The sequence below is a fragment of the Aquirufa sp. A-Brett2-15D genome, assembly GCF_054558735.1.
Genome location: NZ_JBSKFT010000002.1, coordinates 513,307 through 533,447, shown reverse-complemented (window position 1 = coordinate 533,447; position 20,141 = coordinate 513,307). Strand labels below are relative to the sequence as shown.

Here is a 20,141-nt window from a genome sequence, read left to right as displayed (position 1 = left end):
TTATTCCGTGAATTTGATTCGTAGTGTTGTATCGGGTTTAGAAAAACGCTGAACGCGCACATTGAGAGAATTAGCGATTTTAGTCACTTTCTGTGGTACTGCTAGTTGATCAAAGAAAACAGGATCCGCTTCCACTAAGTCTACCATCTGCTTCTCTCCCTTCTTGCCCACTAAGACGAGGTAATAATGAATATCGCTTGGATGCTTCGCATCGGTATATTTTTTTCGAATCGTCCCGTTCCAGCTCATTTCGGTGATCTCCTCCGGCTCATTATACACTTTAGCTGCCCAAAGATTAGGCAAGAAAATTTGCGCTGCAAAAGCGATACCTGTCATGGCAATGAGAATGGATCCGAAGTTTTTTCCAAAAAAGTCATCCTTGTTCGCGGAAGAATCACCACCCATTCCACCGAATAGGGGCATTTTTAATTTTTTGCGCGGAGCTCTGCGAGGAGCAGAAGGGACGGTAGACATGTATTAAAACAGAATAGCTTACAAAAAAAGTTAATTATACGGTAATTTAAAAATTTTTGGGATTAATATTATCGAATATAGTAAGGATAAAAATTCAAATTGGTAAATTGCCTTTTCATTTTTACAAACGCCTACAAAGCATAGATTATTATAATGATTTCATTCATCAGTAAATCGGTAACGAAAATTTTTGGCACGAAATCAGAACGCGACATTAAAGCGTTGATGCCCATCGTTGAAAACATAAAAATTGAATACGCTAAACTAGCTAGCTTAACGGATGATGAATTGCGTGGAAAAACAGCGGAATTCAAGTCTCGTATTGCTGCCTCTTTAGCAGATATAGATAATCAAATTACCTCCCTGCATACATCTGCTGAAGAAACAGAAGATGTGGACGCGAAAGATCGTTTCTTCCAAGAAATCGATGCGTTAAATATCGAACGTAATTCAAGTTTAGAAGTCGTATTATTGGAAATCTTACCAGAAGCCTTTGCTGTGGTGAAGGAAACGGCGCGTCGTTTTACAGAGAACAAGCAATTAGTCGTAACAGCGACGGTAGAAGATAAATTTATTGCCTCTAAGAAGAAGAATGTGGTGATTGAGGGGGAAAAAGCGATTTGGAAAAATCAATGGCTTGCCGCTGGAAATGAGATTACCTGGGATATGATTCACTATGATGTGCAGCTTATCGGAGGTATCGTATTGCACCAAGGAAAGATTTCTGAGATGGGAACTGGAGAGGGTAAAACGCTCGTTTCGACGCTTCCATCCTATTTAAATGCCTTAGCCGGTCGCGGAGTTCACTTAGTAACGGTGAATGATTACTTAGCGAAACGTGACTCGGAGTGGAATGCGCCCTTATTCGAATTCCACGGTTTAAAAGTGGATTGTATCGATAAGCACGAGCCGAATACGGAAGAACGTCGGGTGGCCTATTGGGCTGATATTACGTATGGTACGAATAATGAATTTGGCTTTGATTATTTGCGCGATAATATGGCGCGTAGTTTAGAGGATCAAGTCCAAAGACCCCATCATTTTGCAATGGTCGATGAGGTCGATTCCGTGTTAATCGATGACGCGAGAACGCCTTTGATTATCTCTGGGCCTATCCCTAAAGGCAATGAACAAGAATTCGAAGCCTTTCAACCGCGCGTTCATACTTTAGTGGAAGCACAGAAACAAATCGTCCAAAACTTCTTAGTCGAAGCGAAGAAATTAATCGCCGCTGGCAATAAAAAAGACGGTGGTTTAGCTCTTTATAGAGCGTACAAAGGATTACCGAAGTCGAAGCCTTTGATTAAATTCTTGTCTGAAAATGGCATGAAGCAATTGATGAATGAGACGGAAAGTATCTTTTTGGCAGATAATCAAAAACTAATGCCAGAAGCGAATGAGCCGCTTTTGTTTACGATCGAAGAGAAAAATAACCAAGTGGAGTTGACCGAAAAAGGTCTAGCCTTCATGAGTGGTAATACAGAAAATCCGAATTTCTTCGTTTTACCTGACCTTTCTATTGATCTAAATAAGATTGAGGAAAACAAGGAATTGAGCGATTCCGATCGTTTAGGCGCTAAAGAGAAGTTAATTCAAGACTATAACGAGAAAGCATCACGCATCCATACGGTAAGTCAATTATTGAAAGCACATACCTTATTTGAGAAAGATACCGAGTATATCCTCGTGGATGGCAAGGTGAAAATCGTGGATGAGCAAACGGGTCGTGTGATGGAAGGTCGTCGGTATTCAGATGGTTTACACCAGGCGATTGAGGCGAAAGAAGGGGTGAATATAGAAGATGCGTCCCAAACCTATGCCACAGTTACCCTCCAAAACTATTTCCGCATGTACCACAAATTAGGTGGTATGACGGGAACGGCGGAGACGGAAGCGGGTGAGTTTTGGACGATTTATAAGTTAGATGTCGTGTCTATTCCGACGAATCGCGTCATTCAACGTGATGATCACGAAGATAAAGTGTACCGCACGGTGCGCGAGAAGTATAATGCGGTGGCAGAGGAAATTCAGGAATTAGTGGCAGCAGGGCGTCCCGTTCTAGTGGGTACTACTTCCGTGGAAAACTCGGAATTAATAAGCCGATTGCTGACCATACGCAAGATTCAACACAATGTATTAAATGCCAAACAACATGCCCGCGAGGCGGATATCGTCGCAGAGGCAGGTCAATCGGGCAAGGTTACCATCGCCACCAACATGGCGGGTCGTGGAACCGATATTAAACTGAGCCCAGAATCGAAGGCGGCAGGTGGTCTAGCGATCATCGGTACAGAACGCCACGAATCTCGTCGCGTCGATCGCCAATTACGTGGTCGTGCCGGACGTCAAGGGGATGTGGGATCGTCACAATTCTTTGTTTCTTTAGAGGACAACTTAATGCGTCTATTCGGTTCTGACCGTATCGCGAAAGTGATGGACCGCCTAGGAATGGAAGAAGGAGAAGTGATTCAACACTCCATGATTACCTCGTCGATCGAAAGAGCGCAGAAGAAGGTGGAGGAGAATAACTTTGGCATTCGTAAACGTCTATTAGAATATGATGACGTGATGAATTACCAACGTAACGCGATTTACAAGCGTCGCCAAAACGCCCTTTTAGGCGAGCGTCTCTCACTGGATATCATTAACATCTTGTTCGACGTGTGCCGTGACATCTCCACTCAATATACGAGCTATAGCGACTTCGAATTAAAGACCATTGAATTATTAGGGATGGAGCCGCCATTCGAGGCGTCTTCATTTACTAAATTGACTACAGACCAAAGAACGGAACAATTATTCCTCGCGGCTGAGCAACATTATAAGTCGAAAAACGAGTTCATCGCCTCTCAAGTCATTCAAGTGGCTCAAGAAGCGAAACAGCATAACTATTCTGGCATTCAAGTGCCGATTAGTAATGGCCAAATGACCACCGGAATTGTCGTAGATGCAGACAAAACGATCTCATCACACGGAAAAGAAGTGGTAAAAGAGATGGAGAAATTCATCACCCTATCGCTGATCGACCAAGAGTGGAAGGAGCATTTACGCGAGATGGATGATTTGAAACAATCGGTTCAAAACGCCGTATTCGAACAAAAAGATCCTTTATTGATCTATAAATTCGAATCAGTGAACCTTTTCCAACGTTTCGTTTCCCGCGTGAACATGGATACCATCAGCTTTGTGATCAAAGCCGAAATTCCAGCCGTTCAACAAACGAATCAATCCACTGCGAAAGCACCGAAAGAGAAAGCGCCTAAACTGCAAATGAGCAAAGACGACGCCATCTCCTCTTTAATTGGCGGACTTTCCGGTTCACAAGAAGAATACCACGACCCATCTACTCCTTCCGTAGAGCGCGCGGCTCCTCGCCAAGCAATCAAAATCGCAGATCGTAACCAACGTGTCACGGTTCAATATGTGGACGGAAGCATCAAAAAAGATGTCAAGTACAAGACGGTGGAGCAGGATGTGGAGGGTGGAAGAGCGGTGGTTATAGCCTAAATTTAATTTTAAGGCGGATGCCTTAAAATTAAATTTAGCTAGTAGTCAGTGGTCGGTGGACAGTAGATAATAGAGTAGAGAGTATAGATTTAAAGCATAGAGCATAAAGCACAAAGAATAAAGTTGGATAAAAATGGGACTCAGGTCCCATTTTTGCTTTAAGAACAAAACATTTCTCACACGAATCCGCGAAGCGGATACCGACTTTGAACTTTTTGCTTTGGTCTTTGAAAATTACGTTAGTACGATGTCGTCCGCATTTGCCACCTCCACCCCACCTGACGCCCCTTCCAGCTCCGCCTTCGAGCATCTCGCCCGAGCTATCGCAAATGGAGTTTTCGTGGAATCTAATAATTCAATTACTTCGCCTTTGACAAAATCCCCTACGATTTCGGTGATGCCCACGGATAAAAGGCTTTTGCGGGAATTGATGGCTTTTACGGCGCCTTTGTCTAGGACAACTTTGCCGGTGATGAGGCTGCCTGCGGCGAGCCATTTTTGGCGGGCGGTTAAGCTGGCTTTGCCGGCTTCGAAGATGGTGCCTATTTTTTCATGGAGTGCGTCGACGATTCCGCCGGCTTGATCTAGACCAAAAATCACGACCTTGATGCCTAGGCGCATGGCGAGACTGGTGAAGGTGAGTTTAGAGAGCATGCCGCCTAAACCGGTCGATGAGGTGTCGGAGGAGACGACGGATAAAGTGGAGGCATCGATTTTAGAGATATGGCGAATGATTTCGCCGTTTGCGTCTAAAAGGCCTCCGACCGAGGTCGATATGAGTAGTTTTTCTGCGCCAAAGCCGGTCGCGATTAAGGTCGCGAGTTCGTCGTTGTCAGAGAATTTTAGTTCGGTGTTCGAGACTACGTCATTTTCATTTGCGATGGGGATGACGTTGCTTTTCCAAAGTTCGGTATAAGTTTCCTTCAGTTGAAGGAAGGATTCGCGATTCGAAAAATGGTGGCGTTCGCAAAGCGATTGAGCGATGGCGATGCCGTATTTTGAGAAATACTGGTTGTATTTTGCGATAAGGATGGGGTTTCCGATCGCTGCGGCGGCTTTTCTTTCGGAAAGTGTGCCTTTGTAGTTCAGTAAAAATGCCTTGCCTGCGGCGACGGCTCCGGAGGAGACGAGGACGATGTGGTAGTCTTTTGTGAGGCTTGAAACTTGTGCCGCGATCTTCTCCAAAGTCTGCTCGTTTACCTCCCCGTTTTTGTGGGTGATGGAAGAGGATCCGAATTTGATGACAAGGATGGGCTTAGACATGCCGCAATCTACGTTAAATAGTGGGTTTCTGAAAGTCGCAGGTACATTTTAAGGCTTTGGCGAGTCTTTTTTTGTACTCTGAACGGGGAATTTCGATGGCGCCATAACGCAAGACGTTGTCGTTCATGAATTGGGAATCGAGTAAGGAGTAGTTTTGTTCGCGCAGGATTTGGACCAAATAATGAAAGGCCACTTTCGATGAATTAGAAACTAAAGAGAACATCGATTCGCCAAAAAAGGCGCCTCCCAACGCCACACCATACAATCCTCCCACTAAAATTCCGTCTTGCCAGGCTTCCACCGAATGCGCTAAACCCATCTTGTGTAAGGAAGTATAAGCCTGGACGAGCTCTTCCGAAATCCAGGTTTCCTCCTCCGTAGCGCGAGGTAAGGCACAATTGCGCATCACTTGTTCAAAACTGGTATTTACCCGAATTTCAAAACGCATCTGATTGATGATGGGTTTGAGTGATTTAGCCGGCTTGTAGCTGTCGATGGGAATGATCGCCCGGGGATCTGGGCTATACCAAAGTATCTCTCCAGTCTCTTCCGCCATCGGAAATACGCCGGACGCATAGGCGTAGACGAGGGCTTCAGCAGTTAGTGGCAAGGGGTCTTCCATCAAATAATTTTGGGTTTATTGGGATTTAAACGAAGATTTACCGAAATTCGACCCTTAACCGTGACAAATCTAAAGAATGACCTTTACTAATTCAAATTATTACAGCACATCTATTCTCCGACGAAGGAGACGATTCATCTTTCGGGTCTGATACCCAGAAGGTGTGTGTAATTTGTCTCATTCTTACCATTTTCGTCCATTCATGAATAAATATACAGTTCAAGTGGCTAGCGATCAACATTTCGCCCTAGCCGAATCCATCTGCCACGAGATGGCTGAATCAGCCAAGGCTCGCGGAACTGGAATTGCCAAGCGTACTCCCGAATACCTTAAAGAAAAGATGTCCGAAGGAAAAGCCATCATTGCGACCGATGACGTAGATGGCTCTTTTGTAGGTTTTTGTTATGTGGAAACCTGGCAACACGGCAAGTTTGTGGCTAACTCTGGATTAATTGTCAAGCCGAGCTACCGTCAATTTGGCGTAGCAAAGGCGGTAAAAGAACGCGCATTTGAATTATCTCGCGAACGTTTCCCAGAGGCTAAAATCATTGGTATCACGACTTCGTTAGCCGTTATGAAGATTAATTCCGATTTAGGCTATGAACCTACGACCTTTGCGGAATTACCGGTGGACGATAATTTCTGGAAGGGATGTGAGTCGTGTGTGAATTTTGACATCCTGACGCGGACGGAACGCAAGATCTGTTTGTGTACGGGAATGATTTTTGATCCGGAGAATCCTGATAAAAAATCACCCGAAGAGAAAGACGAAAAGTGGTTATTCTTGAAGAATATGGCCGATTTTACGCGTTTAAAGAAGTTTAAAGAGAAATTATTACTGCCTTTCAAGAAGAAGGTAAAATAGATAAATTATGAGCAAGCCTAAAGTAATTCTAGCGTTTAGTGGTGGTTTAGACACCTCCTTTTGCGTGAAATATTTAACGGAAGAGCGCGGCATGGAAGTGCACTCGGCGCTCGTGGATACAGGTGGATTTTCGCCAGCGGAATTGAAAGCGATCGAGGAGAAGGCCTTTTCTTTAGGTGTGACTTCGCACGTGACTTTAGACGTGGTGGAGGAATATTACCAGGATTGCTTGAAGTATTTGGTTTTTGGCAATGTCTTAAAAAACAACACTTATCCCCTATCTGTATCCGCTGAGCGTGTTTTTCAGGCGACAGCAGTCGCTAAGTATGCGGCCAAATTAGGTGCCAAAGCCATCGCACACGGAAGTACAGGTGCCGGAAATGACCAAGTTCGTTTCGATGTGGTCTTCCGCATCTTAGCACCTGAATGCGAAGTCATTACACCGATTCGCGATTTGCAATTATCACGGGAGGATGAAATTGAATTTTTAAAGTCAAAAGGCGTTGTTCAAGAATGGCATAAGTCGACCTATTCGATCAATAAAGGCCTTTGGGGTACTTCAGTGGGTGGAAAAGAGACTTTGACATCTGATGGTTATTTACCTGAAGAGGCTTGGCCTACGCAATTAACGAAGACCGCACCCGAGAAAATCAGCTTACAATTCGAAGCAGGTCAACTAGTCGGTTTGGATGGAAAGAAATTCCCTTCGACGGTGGCGGCTATCCGCGAATTAACCGAAAGAGCGGGTGCATTTGCGATCGGCCGTGACATCCACGTGGGCGATACGATCATCGGGATAAAGGGACGTGTGGGCTTCGAGGCTCCTGCGCCTTTGATCATCATTAAGGCGCACCATTTATTAGAGAAACATGTATTAACGAAACACCAGTTGTATTGGAAACAAAACATCGGTGATATGTACGGAACCTTATTGCACGAAGGCCAATTCTTAGAGCCTGTTATGCGTAATTTCGAAACATTCCTGGCGGATTCGCAAGGAAATGTGACGGGAACGGTTTACGTGACTTTAGCGCCTTATCAGTTCCAAGTGACGGGAATGGAATCGAAATTCGATTTGATGTCGTCGGTTTTTGGGGCATACGGCGAAATGAATAAAGCTTGGTCTGGAGACGATGTGAGAGGATTCTCTAAAATCGTATCTAACCAAACCATGATACACCGGAAGGTAAACGAAAAATAAGATGGCAAAGATCGGAATCGTAGGGGCCGCAGGCTACACGGGTGGTGAATTACTAAGAATCTTGGTGAATCATCCAGACGTGCATTTGACTAGTATTTTATCGAATTCACAGGCAGGAAAATTAATTTCTGACGTGCATACCGATTTATTAGGATCTACGCATCTTCGATTTGTTAAAGATCTAACCCCCGTAGACGTCCTTTTCTTGTGTTCCGGCCACGGTGAATCCAAAAAATTCTTAGCCGCAAACAACATTCCTTGGCACACGAAAATCATTGATTTAAGCACGGACTTCCGTGATGAATCCGAGGGCTTTGTCTACGGTTTAGCGGAGTTCCAAAAAGAAAAAATCCAATCCGCTACCAAAATCGCGAACCCCGGCTGCTTCGCCACTTCTATCGAATTAGCCCTTTTGCCGCTCGCAAAGGCCGGTTTAATCACCGAGGACGTACACGTTTCGGCTATTACTGGCTCCACTGGCGCAGGACAATCGCTTTCACCTACGAGTCATTTCTCCTGGAGAAATAATAATGTGAGTGTGTATAAGGCGTTTACACACCAACATTTGGCAGAAATTAAACAGACATTAGGCACTAAAAAGGCCATCCATTTTATCCCCTACCGCGGAAATTTTACGCGCGGGATCATGGCGAATGTGTACACAGCTTATAGCGGAACGCAGGAAAAAGCCGAAAAATTATACGAAGATTTCTACGAAAATTCGCCCTTCGTTTTCCTCAGCCCTGAAGCGGTGGATGTGAAACAAGTGGTGAATACGAACAAGTGTTTTCTTCATTTACAGGTGCATGAGGGCCAAATCCTCATCAGCTCCGTCATCGATAACTTGATTAAAGGCGCCTCCGGCCAAGCGGTTCAGAATATGAATTTGATGCTGGGGTGGGAGGAAGATTTAGGATTAAAGCTAAAAGCTGGAGGCTTTTAACTTTAATCCTAAATCTTCTGTAAATACCAAAGAGCAAAGAGCAAAGCAAAAAGATAGAATCCGCTGCGCGGATGAATTCATGAAATGCACCTTTGGAATTTAAACTTTTTGCTTTGAAATTTGAAATATGAATCTATTCAACGTATACCCCCTCTACGACATTGAGCTTGTAAAAGCGAAAGGAAGTACGGTATGGGACAAAAATGGGCAGGAATACCTGGATTTATATGGGGGTCACGCGGTGATTTCCATCGGGCATTCGCATCCTACCTATGTGAAGCGAATGGCGGAGCAGCTTCATCACATCGGTTTCTATTCGAATTCCATTATCATTTCTGGACAACAGGAGCTGGCGGAGAAGCTGGGTCGTGTGTCAGGATATGAGAATTATACCTTGTTTTTGACGAATTCTGGGGCGGAATCGAATGAGAACGCGTTGAAATTAGCATCGTTTCATACGGGTCGCAAGAAAGTGGTTTCCTTCACGAAAGCTTTTCACGGTCGTACGGCTGGGGCGGTGGCAGTGACGGATAATCCGAGCATTGTGGCGCCGATTAATGATACGTCGCATGTGAGTTTCTTGCCATTTAATGGTTTGGAGGGTTTAGAGGCGGAAATTACGGAGGAAACAGCGGCGGTGATAGTGGAAGGAATTCAGGGTGTGGGTGGTATTCAGGTAGCGAGTAATGAATTTTTGCAGGCGTTGAGAAAGCGCTGTGATGAGACGGGGGCGCAATTGATTTTGGATTCGGTGCAGTGTGGTTATGGTCGTTCGGGGCAGTTTTTCTCGCATCAGTTTGCGGGGATTCATCCGGATATGATGACGACTGCTAAAGGGATGGGGAATGGATTCCCGGTAGGTGGAGTGCTGATTGCGCCGCATATTCAGGCTAGTTATGGTTTGTTGGGGACGACTTTTGGGGGAAATCATTTAGCGTGTACGGCAGCGAATGTGGTGCTGGATGTGATTCAAGAAGAAAAATTAATTGAGAATGCGGCTAGGATGGGCGATTATATTCAAAAAGAATTGAAAGGCATCCAGGGAATCACGGAAGTGAGAGGTCGCGGGTTAATGATCGGGATTGAAGTGGAACAGCCTGTGGTGGCCGTTAGAGATGCTTTATTATTTAAAGAACATATATTCTGCGGTTATTCTGGAAAGCATACGCTACGTCTTTTACCGAGCTTAGCGATCGATCAGAAAATTGCAGATCAATTTTTACAAAGTTTAAAAACAGTTTTAGCAAATTAACCCTTGCTTTTGAACTAGAAATGTGATTATTTTGCGTTTCTTTTGTTCAAAATACAAGAGTAAAATAGAGAGTAAAAACAATTATTTATCCTTATAATGGCATTAATTACAAAAATCAGAGAGAAGTCAGGAATAGCGGCGGCAGCAATTGCTATCAGTTTAGTTTTATTCTTAGTAGGAAGTGATATTTTCCAAGGCAATTCATCTTTATTCGGGTCTAGCTCGCAAGAAGTGGGAGTAATCGCGGGGGAGAGTATCAAGATTCAAGATTTTCAAAAGAAAGTAGAAGAAGCTACTCAGAATTATACAGCTCAAACGGGCAAGGGTCCAACTGAGCAAGAGGCAAGCATGATTCGCGATCAAGTTTGGAACCAATTAATTTTAGACATCGCCTACAAGAAAGAATTCGATGCTTTAGGAATCAAGGTTTCTGACGAAGAATTAATCGACATGGTGCAAGGAAATAATATCCACCCATCGGTTCGCCAGCAATTCACTAACCCACAAACGGGTCAATTCGACAAGACATTTGTTATTCAATTCTTGAAGAATTTAAAAACATTACCAGTAGAGCAGCAACAAGCTTGGGATCGTTTTGAGAAATCAATCGCTCAAGATCGTCTTCGTTCTAAGTATGAGAACTTGATGCGTATGTCTAGCTATGTGACTCAGGCGGATGCAGCGAAGGAATACCAAGCGCAAACAGCTAAGTTTAATTCGAAATTCTTATACGTTCCTTTCTTCTCTATCGCTGATTCGAGCATTAAGGTACAAGATTCACAATTAGAAGAATATTTAGCGAAGCATAAGGATGAGTTCAAAGGAACGAACACGCGTTCGATTCAATATGTGACTTTCCCGGTGATTCCTGCGAAACAAGATACGGTAGAGTTTTATAATCAAATCAAGCAATTAGCGAAGGATTTAGCGGTAGCGCAAAATGATTCGGCTTTTGCGATGTTGAATTCAGATGTGCGTACTCCTTATTTAGTTTCTTATTCGGAGATTCCTGAGGATGTGAAGTCACAGTTAGCGACTTTCCAAACGGGTGGTATCTATGGTCCATTTAAGAGTGGCTTAACGTATTCGATTTACAAATACGGTGGTGTGAAGAAAGATACGTTGTTTACGATGCGTGCTAGCCATATCTTAATCGCACCTGCGAATAAGACGGATTCGGCGAAGGCGCAAGCGAGAACACGTGCGGAAGGTATTTTGGCGCAAATTAAAGGAGGCGCTAGCTTCGAGACTTTGGCCCAAATGAATGGAATGGACGGCACTGCACAACAAGGTGGTGATTTAGGATACTTTAAAAATAACGGTGGAATGGCTAAGTCATTCGAGAAAGCTTTATTCGGTTATGCTGGTGCTGGTTTAATGCCAGGTGTAGTAGAAACTGAATTCGGTTTCCACGTGGTGAAGGTGACGGATGCGAAAACAAATACGAGCTATAAGTTAGCAGCGATCAATAAAACGATTGCTCCTTCTCAAGCGACGATGGACAAAGTGTTCACGACGGCTGATGCTTTTGCCAATTCAAATGGCAACTTAGCTTCGTTCGAGGTGGCTTTGAAAAAAGATAGAAACTTAATTATGATGCGCGCTGATCGTTTAACGGAGAATGCGTCTGCTGTGAATAACTTAGCGAATGCACGTGAAATCGTACGTTGGGCATTTGATGACAATACTTCAGTGGGCGATGGTTCTAAGAAAGTATTCGAGCAAGATTCTCAATACATCGTGGCTTATGTCACTGGTAAGTCTGAAAAAGAGAATGTGAAAGTAGAAGACTTCCGTATCGAATTAACGGCAATGGTTCGTAATCAATTGAAAGGGGAGTTAGTCTCGAAGAAATTAGCCAATAAGACTGGTTCATTAGAGCAAATCGCACAGGCTTATGGCGCGGGTGCTTTAGTAGAAAACGTTCAAGATGTTACCTTAGCTGGCGGTATGTTGAATACGGCTGGTCCTGATGCAGTGGCTTTAGGTCGTATTGCTGGTTTGAAAAACGGTAAGCGTTCGAAAGTATTCGTAGGTGATAACGGTGTGTTTATCGCGGAGAAAACGGGGGAATTAACTGCTCCAGCTTTAGCGGATTACTCTAGCTTTAAGAATCAAATCCAAATGATGAACACACAACGTTCATCGTTCTATATCAACGAAGCCATTAAAGAAAATGCGAATATTGTAGACAAACGCTACAAGTTCTATTAATCTTTTCTAATTTTAATTTTGAAAAGCATTCTGTAAAGGATGCTTTTCTTGTTTAACAAGATGATCAAACATTTGAAACGTTTTGGCGCATTTTACCTAATCGGAATCGGAGTCCTTCTGATTGCGTTAAGCCCATTTGTGCGCGGACGTTTTGATCTGAGTGAGGATGGTAAATATACCTTGAGCGAATCGAGTGAAGTCATCTTAGAGAGCATCGATGCGCCGGTAAAGGTACAGGTTTATTTAGGCGGGGATGATTTACCGGGAGGTTTTAAGCGTCTGAAAAAAGAGACTTTGGACTTACTCGCCGATATGAAATCCGTGAGCTCGTCCAACATCGAAATACAGGTCATCGATGTTTATGAGGAGTATCCCACCGAGGAAGCCCGTGCCTCCTTAACGAAAACTTTAGATTCCCTAGGTATTCCGCCCACGAATCTTGTTTCTAAGGACAATGGCAAACAGGTACAACAGCTGATTTTTCCTGGTCTTGTTATTTCGAAGGGCGCCCTTAAAACGGGGGTGCTTTTGTTAAAGGGAAATAAATTAGCGAGCCCGGAAGAGATTATCAATCAATCAATCGAGGGCTTGGAATTTGAGATCGTTCAAGCGATTCAAACATTGCTACCGCAGGAACGCAAGAAGATCGGTTTCTTCGTCGAATATTCGGCTACCCCGGCGATTGCTCAGATCGATCTAATCAATAGCTTAAAACGCAAATATGACCTGTTCCCGGTCGACTTAGCGGCCTCCCCTACCTTAGACGGCTTAGACGGGATCTGTGTGCTACAACCGACCCGCGAATTCAGCGAATCGGATGCCTATAAAATAGATCAGTTTATTGTCAAAGGCGGAAAGGCCATCTTCTTAGTAGACGGCGTAAAGGTCGACACGCTAGAGACTCAGGGCTTAGCCATCAGCCCGCGCAAAACCGGATTAGAAAATATCCTATTTCATTATGGTCTACGTATTAATGCGAACCTAGTGAAGGATGCGCAACTCTCCGGCATGATCCCGTTAAATGTGGGGAATATGGGCAATAAGCCCAATATCCAATTAATGCCCTGGCCAGCATTCCCCTTGTTAAATGGGAATCCGCAGCACATAATCACGAAAAACCTGGATGCGATTTATGGTCGCTTTGTTTCGACGATAGATACCATTTCAGGAGTTGCCTTGCATAAAACCGCCTTATTGAAAACGAGTCAATATACGCAGTTAGCCAAAGCCCCATCTTTACTGTCCTTCAGTTCTGCTGGCAAGGATTTTGATCCAGCCGCTTATACTGCAGGCGTTCAAACAGCTGCTTATCTGGTCGAAGGAAAGTTCGAATCTGCTTTTCAGCATTTGACGCAGGATACGAGTTTTGTGGCTTCCGGTAAGTCAGCAACTGCCATCATCTTGATTTCAGATGGCGATGTGGCGGTGAATGGCGTGGATTATCAGGCGAAGCAGGCTATGCCGCTGGGTTTTGACCCCTTCATGAAGAATACCTTTGCGAATAAGGATTTCATCTTGAATGCCTTTACGTATTTATTAGATGATAATTCGCCCCTTTTAGCCCGTTCTAAGTCGATTAAGTTGCGTCCTTTAGATAAGGCCAAAATCCAAGCAGACGGCACCTTCTACCAAGTGATTAACATCGCTGTGCCATTACTTTTTGCAACGCTTCTGAGTTTAGCGGTGGTCTTTTATCGAAAGCGCAAATACAATCAGTAAATACAAATGCCAAAAGCTTTGGTAGAAAGCCTAAATTATTTTAACTTCAAGGTTTGAACGGCATCCTGTCGAAAACCCTTTTACACGTATCATAAAGCTAATATATAATGAAGTTTCTAGTCGCCTCTAATGTCCTTTTAAAGCAATTATCAGCCATCAATGGCGTGGTTGCGAGTAACCCGATCATTCCCATCTTAGAGAACATCTTAGTGGAATTAGAGGGCAATACCTTGATCTTAACGGCATCAGACTTGCAAACCGTAATGACGACGCGTTTAGAGGTGGAAGGTTTCGAGAACGGATCTATCGCTTTACCCGCGCGTTTATTGTTAGAAACCTTACGTAGCTTACCGGAGCAGCCGGTGACGATCTCAGCAGATCAGGCGACTTTCGGTGCAGAAATAGCTACCCAAAACGGTCGTTTCAAGCTTTCAGGCGAAAATCCCATCGACTTCCCACGTATTCCTGAAGTAGCGAAGAATCAAACGATTTCTTTGACATCGATGGTTTTAGGCGAAGCGATTGCGAATACCTTATTAGCAGTTTCGAACGACGATATGCGTCCAGCGATGACCGGTGTTTTAATCCAAATGATGGGCGATCACACGAACTTCGTAGCAACAGATGGTCACCGTCTTGTGCGTTACCGTCGTAACGATATTCGTCCGGAGGCGCAGAGTAGTTTGATATTGCCTAAGAAGGCTTTGGCCCTATTAAAATCCACTCTTCCCGCAGATGATACGAATGTAACGGTAGAATTCAGCGCGTCGAATGCGTTTTTTAGTTTCCAAAGCTTCTCCCTTATCTGCCGCATCATCGACGAGCGCTTCCCAGAATACGAGAACGCGATCCCGAAAGAAAATAACGAGATCTTAACCATCAACCGTTTAGAGTTCTTGAGCTCGGTAAAACGTATCTCGATCTACTCAAACAAGACAACTCACCAAATCCGCTTGAAATTGTCAGCAAACAAGCTGACGCTTTCAGCAGAAGATTTAGATTACTCGAACGAGGCGAACGAAGTCTTAGCTTGCGACTATGCAGGAAAAGAGATGGAGATCGGTTTCAACGCGAAATTAGTTTCAGAATTATTAAGCAACCTTTCAGCGAAATTCGTGGACATTAAATTAAGCGAGCCTAACAAGGCTGGTTTAATCATTCCGTCGGATCAAGATGAGAATGAGGATGTGTTGTTGCTGGTTATGCCGGTAATGTTAAATTCTTACAATTAAAACCTTCCGTTCTAATTGTAAGAATTTAACATTCAAAGAATAAAGCATAAAGAATAAAGCATAGAGTAGGTATCCCCTACGGGGATAACTTCAGAAGTGTTTTTTTTCTACTGAAACCTAAAAAATGAAGCCAAAGGCTCATTTTTTAACCATCTTTATTCTTTGTGCTTTATGCTCTATGCTTTAAAATAAAAATGTTATGAAATACTTACTAATTGCCCTCCTTTCCATCTCCTTAACCACAATCGCGCAAGACGAGCCAGCTGGTGTACGTTTCTTCGAAGGAACGTTCAGACAAGCGATGGCCAAAGCCAAGAAAGAGAACAAAGGCATCATGTTCGACGCGTATACGACCTGGTGTGGACCTTGCAAGGTCTTGAAGACTAGAATATTCCCTAACCCAGAATTAGGCGCTTACATTAACGCGAACTTCGTTTCTATCGGTGTAGACATGGAAGCAGGCGAAGGCCCAGCTTTAGCGAATATGTATCCTTTAGAAGGTTATCCTACTGTCTTCTTTTTAGACGCTTCAGGTAAAGTAAAGAAGAAGGTCTTAGGTCTTCCGCAGGGTGGCGCGAAAGAGCTGCTAGCGATTGCGAAAAGCATCAAGTAATTGAAATAGAAAAAGCCCCGATCTGGGGCTTTTTTATTGCTGTATAATTCAAGATTAAATAATCCCTTCCTTCTCCGCCTGGTTCTTCATATCGTTAATTTCGATCTTCTTCGTAGAGCGTTTGCGCATCTGGATGTTGATGAATTCAACTAAAAGGGAGAAGGCGATAGAGAAGTATAAATACCCTTTCGGTATGGATCCGATGGAATTGCCTAGGATGGTCAATTCAGAGTCGTGGCTGGCTTCAGCAATGAGCATGAAACCGATCATGATGAGGAAGGATAGTCCCAAAACCTGTAAGGACGGGTGATTGTTCACAAAACGGCCTACGGGGCCTGAGAATCCCATCATGATGATGGCTGAAGCGACTACGGCGATGATCATGACCGTTATGTCATTTGTTAGGCCTATGGCGGTTAAGATGGAGTCTACAGAGAAGACAAGGTTAATGAGGGCTATTTGGGTGACGACCGTGGCTACTGAATGAACGGCCTTCTTAGTGGTGGAGATTTCGTGTTCTTCTCCTTCTAGTTTTTGGAAAATTTCATTCGTCGCTTTATAAATCAAAAATAGGCCACCTGCTAACAGGATGATCGCCTGACCAGAGGGTGCTGCTTGGAACCATTTCGACTGGATGTGCAGGAAGGGTTGCTGCAGGGAAATCAGGATGGAGATACCAAACAACAGGACAATCCGGAATACCATCGCCAGCAATAGACCTATGTTGCGCGCCTTGCCTTGCTCCTCTTTAGGCAAGCGAGAGGCCGTAATCGAAATAAAAATGATGTTATCGATTCCTAATACGATCTCCAAAAACGTCAGCGTCAATAAACTGATAATACTATCTACTGTAAGCAATGATTCCATAAAATTATTTTTCAGCTGTAAAGATGGTGTGTTTCAAGCAGATAATCAATGAAAAGTGCCTCTGAATCAAAAAAAATCAAGTTTTTTCAAAGACCGATTTGCATATTTTAAATTAAAATAAGATATTTGCAAACCAATTCAAGAAAATGGTCCTATAGCTCAGCTGGTTCAGAGCACCTGCCTTACAAGCAGGGGGTCCAAGGTTCGAATCCTTGTGGGACCACAGAAACCACCTCAAACGAGGTGGTTTTTTTTATTATACGGGAGGAGTAGCGGAGTGGGTAGCGCGAGTGAGATTTAAGGTGAAATTTCATTTAAAAAACGTTATCAATTTGTCAAGGAGTACGTTCAAATCGATCAATCCAAAAAGTAGGGGTTAATTTGGAATACTCGATGCATTTAGTGTTTTAAAACTTTGCTCATTACCATAGGCAAGTCCTTTCGAGTTTACCGCATAAGATCGAACATAATATGTTGAATTTTCTCGCAAATCACGGATGTCAACTGTGAAAGTCCCCAGATCCAGCTCATAACGCATCTTACTATCTGAAATCGTAGGATTGGGATTTAGACCGTAACAAATACCAACTTCCTTAATTTTTGATCCACCATCATTTGCAACAACTACACTAATTCTAGCTGAATTAGACGTAACTATCAATGGCATCTCTGTAATAACCGTTGGTAACACTATGTCGGCTGTTGTGAAATTATGTGTGTTCGCATAGGAAACACCCTTTTCGTTAACGGCATAAGCACGAACATAGTATTTTGTACTCTCCCTTAATGTAGTAATATATAATGAGTAGGCACCAAGCCCACCCGTTAATGCGGAGAATTTTAAATCTAATATAGTAGGCGTTGGATTTTCCCCGACCACAAATCCTCTTTCTGTTACATTACCTCCCCCATCATTTGTCACAACGCCCCCTAAGTTAACCGTGGTATAACCAATACTTTTAGGAACATCAGTAGTTAACGACGATAGAGCATAGTCGGACGTAGTAAAACTTCTTGGCTCCCCATAGGATGTCCCTTTTAAATTAGTAGCATAGGCCTTGTAGTAATATTTAGTGTTTATTAACAACTTATCCAAAACAACTGTATAAAGTCCTTTACCTGGCCCCATTTCAACTTTCAAATCATTCAAAGATGGGTTCTGCTCCCGATTGCTGTAAACGAAACCTCTTACCGACACCGATGAATATCCTTCGTCGATTATTTCTCCTTGCAAAGTAGCCGACTTTAATGAAATATCGGTCGGAACTCTAGTAAAGACTTCCGGCAAATTTTGTAATTCCTCCTTTTGGCAACTACCTAATAAAAGGCACAAACTCATAAAAAAGTAAACAAATCGCATGCTGATCAACCAATTTTAAAAATGTACAATTTTTTAAATGTAATATGTAAAAAAAAAGAATGTTTTGGCACATAATTTACTGAAAAACTCATCCGTCTTAAATGATAAACCGCAAATTATTACAATCTGTCATTTTCAAGGAATAAAACTTCCTGCAATTAGACGAAGTTTTAGACTTTAAATCAAATAAATTGGCATTTACAAACCTTTTGTAAAATTATCGGTTTCTAATAGTAGGTTGTCTATAGTTTAATACAATATTTTGCTCATAGAATAACAACCATAATATTTTGGTTTGGTATTACATAAAGGGAGTAGGGTTTAACCCTCTCCCTTTTTTGGAAGTTATTGAACAGGATTTTAAAAAATCTATTCTGCTTATCTAGTATGATAAAAATCGCTTTTAGCCCAATCTATTATCATGAGCTTCCAGAGGGACATCGCTTTCCCATGTTAAAGTATGAGCTTATACCTGAGCAACTACTTCATGAGGGTACTATCAGTCGGGATAATTTATTTGTCCCAAATAAGTGTGATAAAACGGATATTTTACGAACGCATGATGTAGATTACTATGAAAAATTAGTTAATCAACAATTAAGTCCTTCAGAACAAAGAAAAATTGGATTTCCGCAGTCTCCAGCATTGATTGAACGAGAATTAGTGATTACCCAAGGGACTATTGATTGTGCCTTATTTGCCTTAGAACATGGATGTGCATTAAATATCGCGGGAGGAACACATCATGCATTTGCCGAAAGAGGGGAAGGTTTTTGTCTCTTAAATGATATAGCAATCGCTGCAAATTATCTTCTTCACAGAAATTTAGCCAAAAAAATAGTAGTGATAGACTTAGATGTTCATCAAGGTAATGGCACAGCAAAACTCATGGAAAAAGAGTCTAGGGTTTTTACTTTTAGTATGCATGGCAAAAATAATTATCCATTTCATAAAGAAATATCAGACTTAGATATACCACTCCCAGATGGCATTACGGGCCAGGCGTATTTAGAAATTCTAGATAAGACATTGGTGACATTATTAGATACAGTACAACCCGACTTTATTTTTTATTTATCAGGAGTAGATATTTTATTAACAGATAAATTTGGAAAGTTTAATGTCAGTATAGATGAATGTAAGCAAAGAGATGAACTTGTTTTAAAAATAGCCTATGATAATAAGATCCCCGTTGCAATAGCTATGGGTGGTGGCTATTCACCGGATATCAATGATATCTTACAAGCCCATTGCAATACATTTAGAGCAGCTGCTAGATTATTTTAGTTAAAAAACATAGCTTTAAGTGTATAAAATAAAAATCCCCACATGACTACAATTAATAATTCTCTGAATGTTTTCAACGAGCCCTTACTGGTTTGTGGGACAAGTCCGATGACGGGGGCCTATCGAGATGGGTGCTGTAACACGGGTATGAACGATAGAGGTACACATACGGTTTGTGCCGTCGTTACCAATGAATTTTTACAGTTTTCAAAAAGCAGGGGTAATGACTTGACCAGAGATTATCCCGCATCTGGCTTTACAGGTTTAGTGGAGGGAGATAAATGGTGCCTTTGTGTATCTAGATGGATAGAGGCCTATCAAGCTAATGTAGCACCTCCCATCCTTTTAAAGGCGACACATCATAAGACCCTAGAGTATATCTCACTGGAGGAGCTGATGAAGTTTGAGTATCAACCTTTGAAAAATGGCTAACTATTATTCCCCATCTTCCCTAATCGCTTAATATCCTCCTCTATCTCCTTTAAACTTTGCTCTTTTTCATGAGCAATCTGATTGATTTTATATTTGTCAAATTCCTCACCAGATTTATTTAATGCAAATTCATGGCTTATTTTTCCGGCGTGAGTTAATAGCTCGCGTCCATTAAGTTGCAAAATGCTATCTAAACGTTGAAGCCAATCGGCCATATACATTCCCCGAATTCAATCTACGCTGAAGACTTCGCTCAGAAATCGTGGTATAAGGATCAGGCGTACTGAATT

General features: G+C 42.7%; 17 protein-coding genes and 1 tRNA gene. 12 read left to right on the top strand and 6 right to left on the bottom strand.

Annotated elements, in window-relative coordinates; translation table 11 throughout:
• Window positions 1-474, bottom strand: coding sequence for a hypothetical protein (locus ACST14_RS07595; protein WP_459462216.1), 474 nt, complete (start codon window positions 472-474; stop codon window positions 1-3).
• A 153-nt stretch (window positions 475-627) separates the two neighbouring features.
• Between ACST14_RS07595 and secA the strand changes: the two genes are divergently transcribed.
• Window positions 628-3,981, top strand: coding sequence for a preprotein translocase subunit SecA (gene secA, locus ACST14_RS07590; RefSeq protein ID WP_459462214.1), 3,354 nt, complete (start codon window positions 628-630; stop codon window positions 3,979-3,981).
• A gap of 234 nt (window positions 3,982-4,215) precedes the next feature.
• On the opposite strand, the gene proB is transcribed toward secA, so the two are convergent.
• Window positions 4,216-5,244: a glutamate 5-kinase gene (proB, locus tag ACST14_RS07585; RefSeq protein ID WP_459462212.1), complete on the bottom strand. Its 1,029-nt coding sequence runs from the start codon at window positions 5,242-5,244 to the stop codon at window positions 4,216-4,218.
• 13 nt (window positions 5,245-5,257) lie between these two features.
• Window positions 5,258-5,866 (bottom strand): leucyl/phenylalanyl-tRNA--protein transferase, encoded by a 609-nt coding sequence (aat, locus tag ACST14_RS07580; protein WP_459462210.1) that lies wholly within the window; start codon window positions 5,864-5,866, stop codon window positions 5,258-5,260.
• A gap of 202 nt (window positions 5,867-6,068) precedes the next feature.
• On the opposite strand from aat, the gene ACST14_RS07575 reads away from it, so the two are divergent.
• The 8 genes from ACST14_RS07575 (at window position 6,069) to ACST14_RS07540 (ending at window position 15,905) form a co-directional block, all read left to right on the top strand.
• The gene (locus tag ACST14_RS07575) at window positions 6,069-6,731 is read left to right on the top strand and encodes a GNAT family N-acetyltransferase (protein WP_459462208.1); all 663 of its coding nucleotides are present in this window, start codon (window positions 6,069-6,071) and stop codon (window positions 6,729-6,731) included.
• A gap of 7 nt (window positions 6,732-6,738) precedes the next feature.
• Window positions 6,739-7,932: an argininosuccinate synthase gene (gene argG, locus ACST14_RS07570; protein WP_459462206.1), complete on the top strand. Its 1,194-nt coding sequence runs from the start codon at window positions 6,739-6,741 to the stop codon at window positions 7,930-7,932.
• Between the two features lies 1 nt (window position 7,933).
• A complete protein-coding gene (gene argC / locus ACST14_RS07565; protein WP_459462204.1) occupies window positions 7,934-8,875 on the top strand; it encodes an N-acetyl-gamma-glutamyl-phosphate reductase in 942 nt (313 codons plus the stop codon).
• 127 nt (window positions 8,876-9,002) lie between these two features.
• Window positions 9,003-10,127: an aspartate aminotransferase family protein gene (locus ACST14_RS07560; RefSeq protein WP_459462202.1), complete on the top strand. Its 1,125-nt coding sequence runs from the start codon at window positions 9,003-9,005 to the stop codon at window positions 10,125-10,127.
• A gap of 96 nt (window positions 10,128-10,223) precedes the next feature.
• A complete protein-coding gene (locus ACST14_RS07555) occupies window positions 10,224-12,341 on the top strand; it encodes a peptidylprolyl isomerase (RefSeq protein WP_459462200.1) in 2,118 nt (705 codons plus the stop codon).
• A gap of 60 nt (window positions 12,342-12,401) precedes the next feature.
• The gene (gldG, locus tag ACST14_RS07550; RefSeq protein WP_459462198.1) at window positions 12,402-14,060 is read left to right on the top strand and encodes a gliding motility-associated ABC transporter substrate-binding protein GldG; all 1,659 of its coding nucleotides are present in this window, start codon (window positions 12,402-12,404) and stop codon (window positions 14,058-14,060) included.
• A gap of 107 nt (window positions 14,061-14,167) precedes the next feature.
• Window positions 14,168-15,292 (top strand): DNA polymerase III subunit beta, encoded by a 1,125-nt coding sequence (gene dnaN / locus ACST14_RS07545; protein WP_459462196.1) that lies wholly within the window; start codon window positions 14,168-14,170, stop codon window positions 15,290-15,292.
• A gap of 199 nt (window positions 15,293-15,491) precedes the next feature.
• Entirely contained in the window at window positions 15,492-15,905 is a 414-nt protein-coding gene (locus tag ACST14_RS07540; protein ID WP_459462194.1) for a thioredoxin family protein, read from the top strand.
• Window positions 15,906-15,959: 54 nt separating this feature from the next.
• Here ACST14_RS07540 and ACST14_RS07535 read toward each other — a convergent pair whose 3' ends face one another.
• Window positions 15,960-16,772: a TerC family protein gene (locus ACST14_RS07535; protein WP_459462192.1), complete on the bottom strand. Its 813-nt coding sequence runs from the start codon at window positions 16,770-16,772 to the stop codon at window positions 15,960-15,962.
• Between the two features lie 148 nt (window positions 16,773-16,920).
• On the opposite strand from ACST14_RS07535, the gene ACST14_RS07530 reads away from it, so the two are divergent.
• Window positions 16,921-16,995, top strand: a tRNA-Val gene (locus ACST14_RS07530).
• 153 nt (window positions 16,996-17,148) lie between these two features.
• Here the strand turns inward: ACST14_RS07530 and ACST14_RS07525 are convergent.
• Complete coding sequence (locus ACST14_RS07525) at window positions 17,149-18,111, bottom strand: hypothetical protein (RefSeq protein WP_459462190.1); 963 nt, start codon at window positions 18,109-18,111, stop codon at window positions 17,149-17,151.
• A gap of 408 nt (window positions 18,112-18,519) precedes the next feature.
• Between ACST14_RS07525 and ACST14_RS07520 the strand changes: the two genes are divergently transcribed.
• Entirely contained in the window at window positions 18,520-19,419 is a 900-nt protein-coding gene (locus ACST14_RS07520; RefSeq protein WP_459462188.1) for a histone deacetylase family protein, read from the top strand.
• A 42-nt stretch (window positions 19,420-19,461) separates the two neighbouring features.
• On the top strand, window positions 19,462-19,851 hold the full coding sequence (locus ACST14_RS07515) for a DUF2237 family protein (RefSeq protein ID WP_459462186.1): 390 nt from the start codon (window positions 19,462-19,464) through the stop codon (window positions 19,849-19,851).
• On the opposite strand, the gene rhuM is transcribed toward ACST14_RS07515, so the two are convergent.
• Complete coding sequence (gene rhuM / locus ACST14_RS07510; protein WP_459462184.1) at window positions 19,848-20,066, bottom strand: RhuM family protein; 219 nt, start codon at window positions 20,064-20,066, stop codon at window positions 19,848-19,850. The two genes, ACST14_RS07515 and rhuM, sit on opposite strands and share 4 nt — an antisense overlap.
• Window positions 20,067-20,141: the final 75 nt, after the last annotated feature.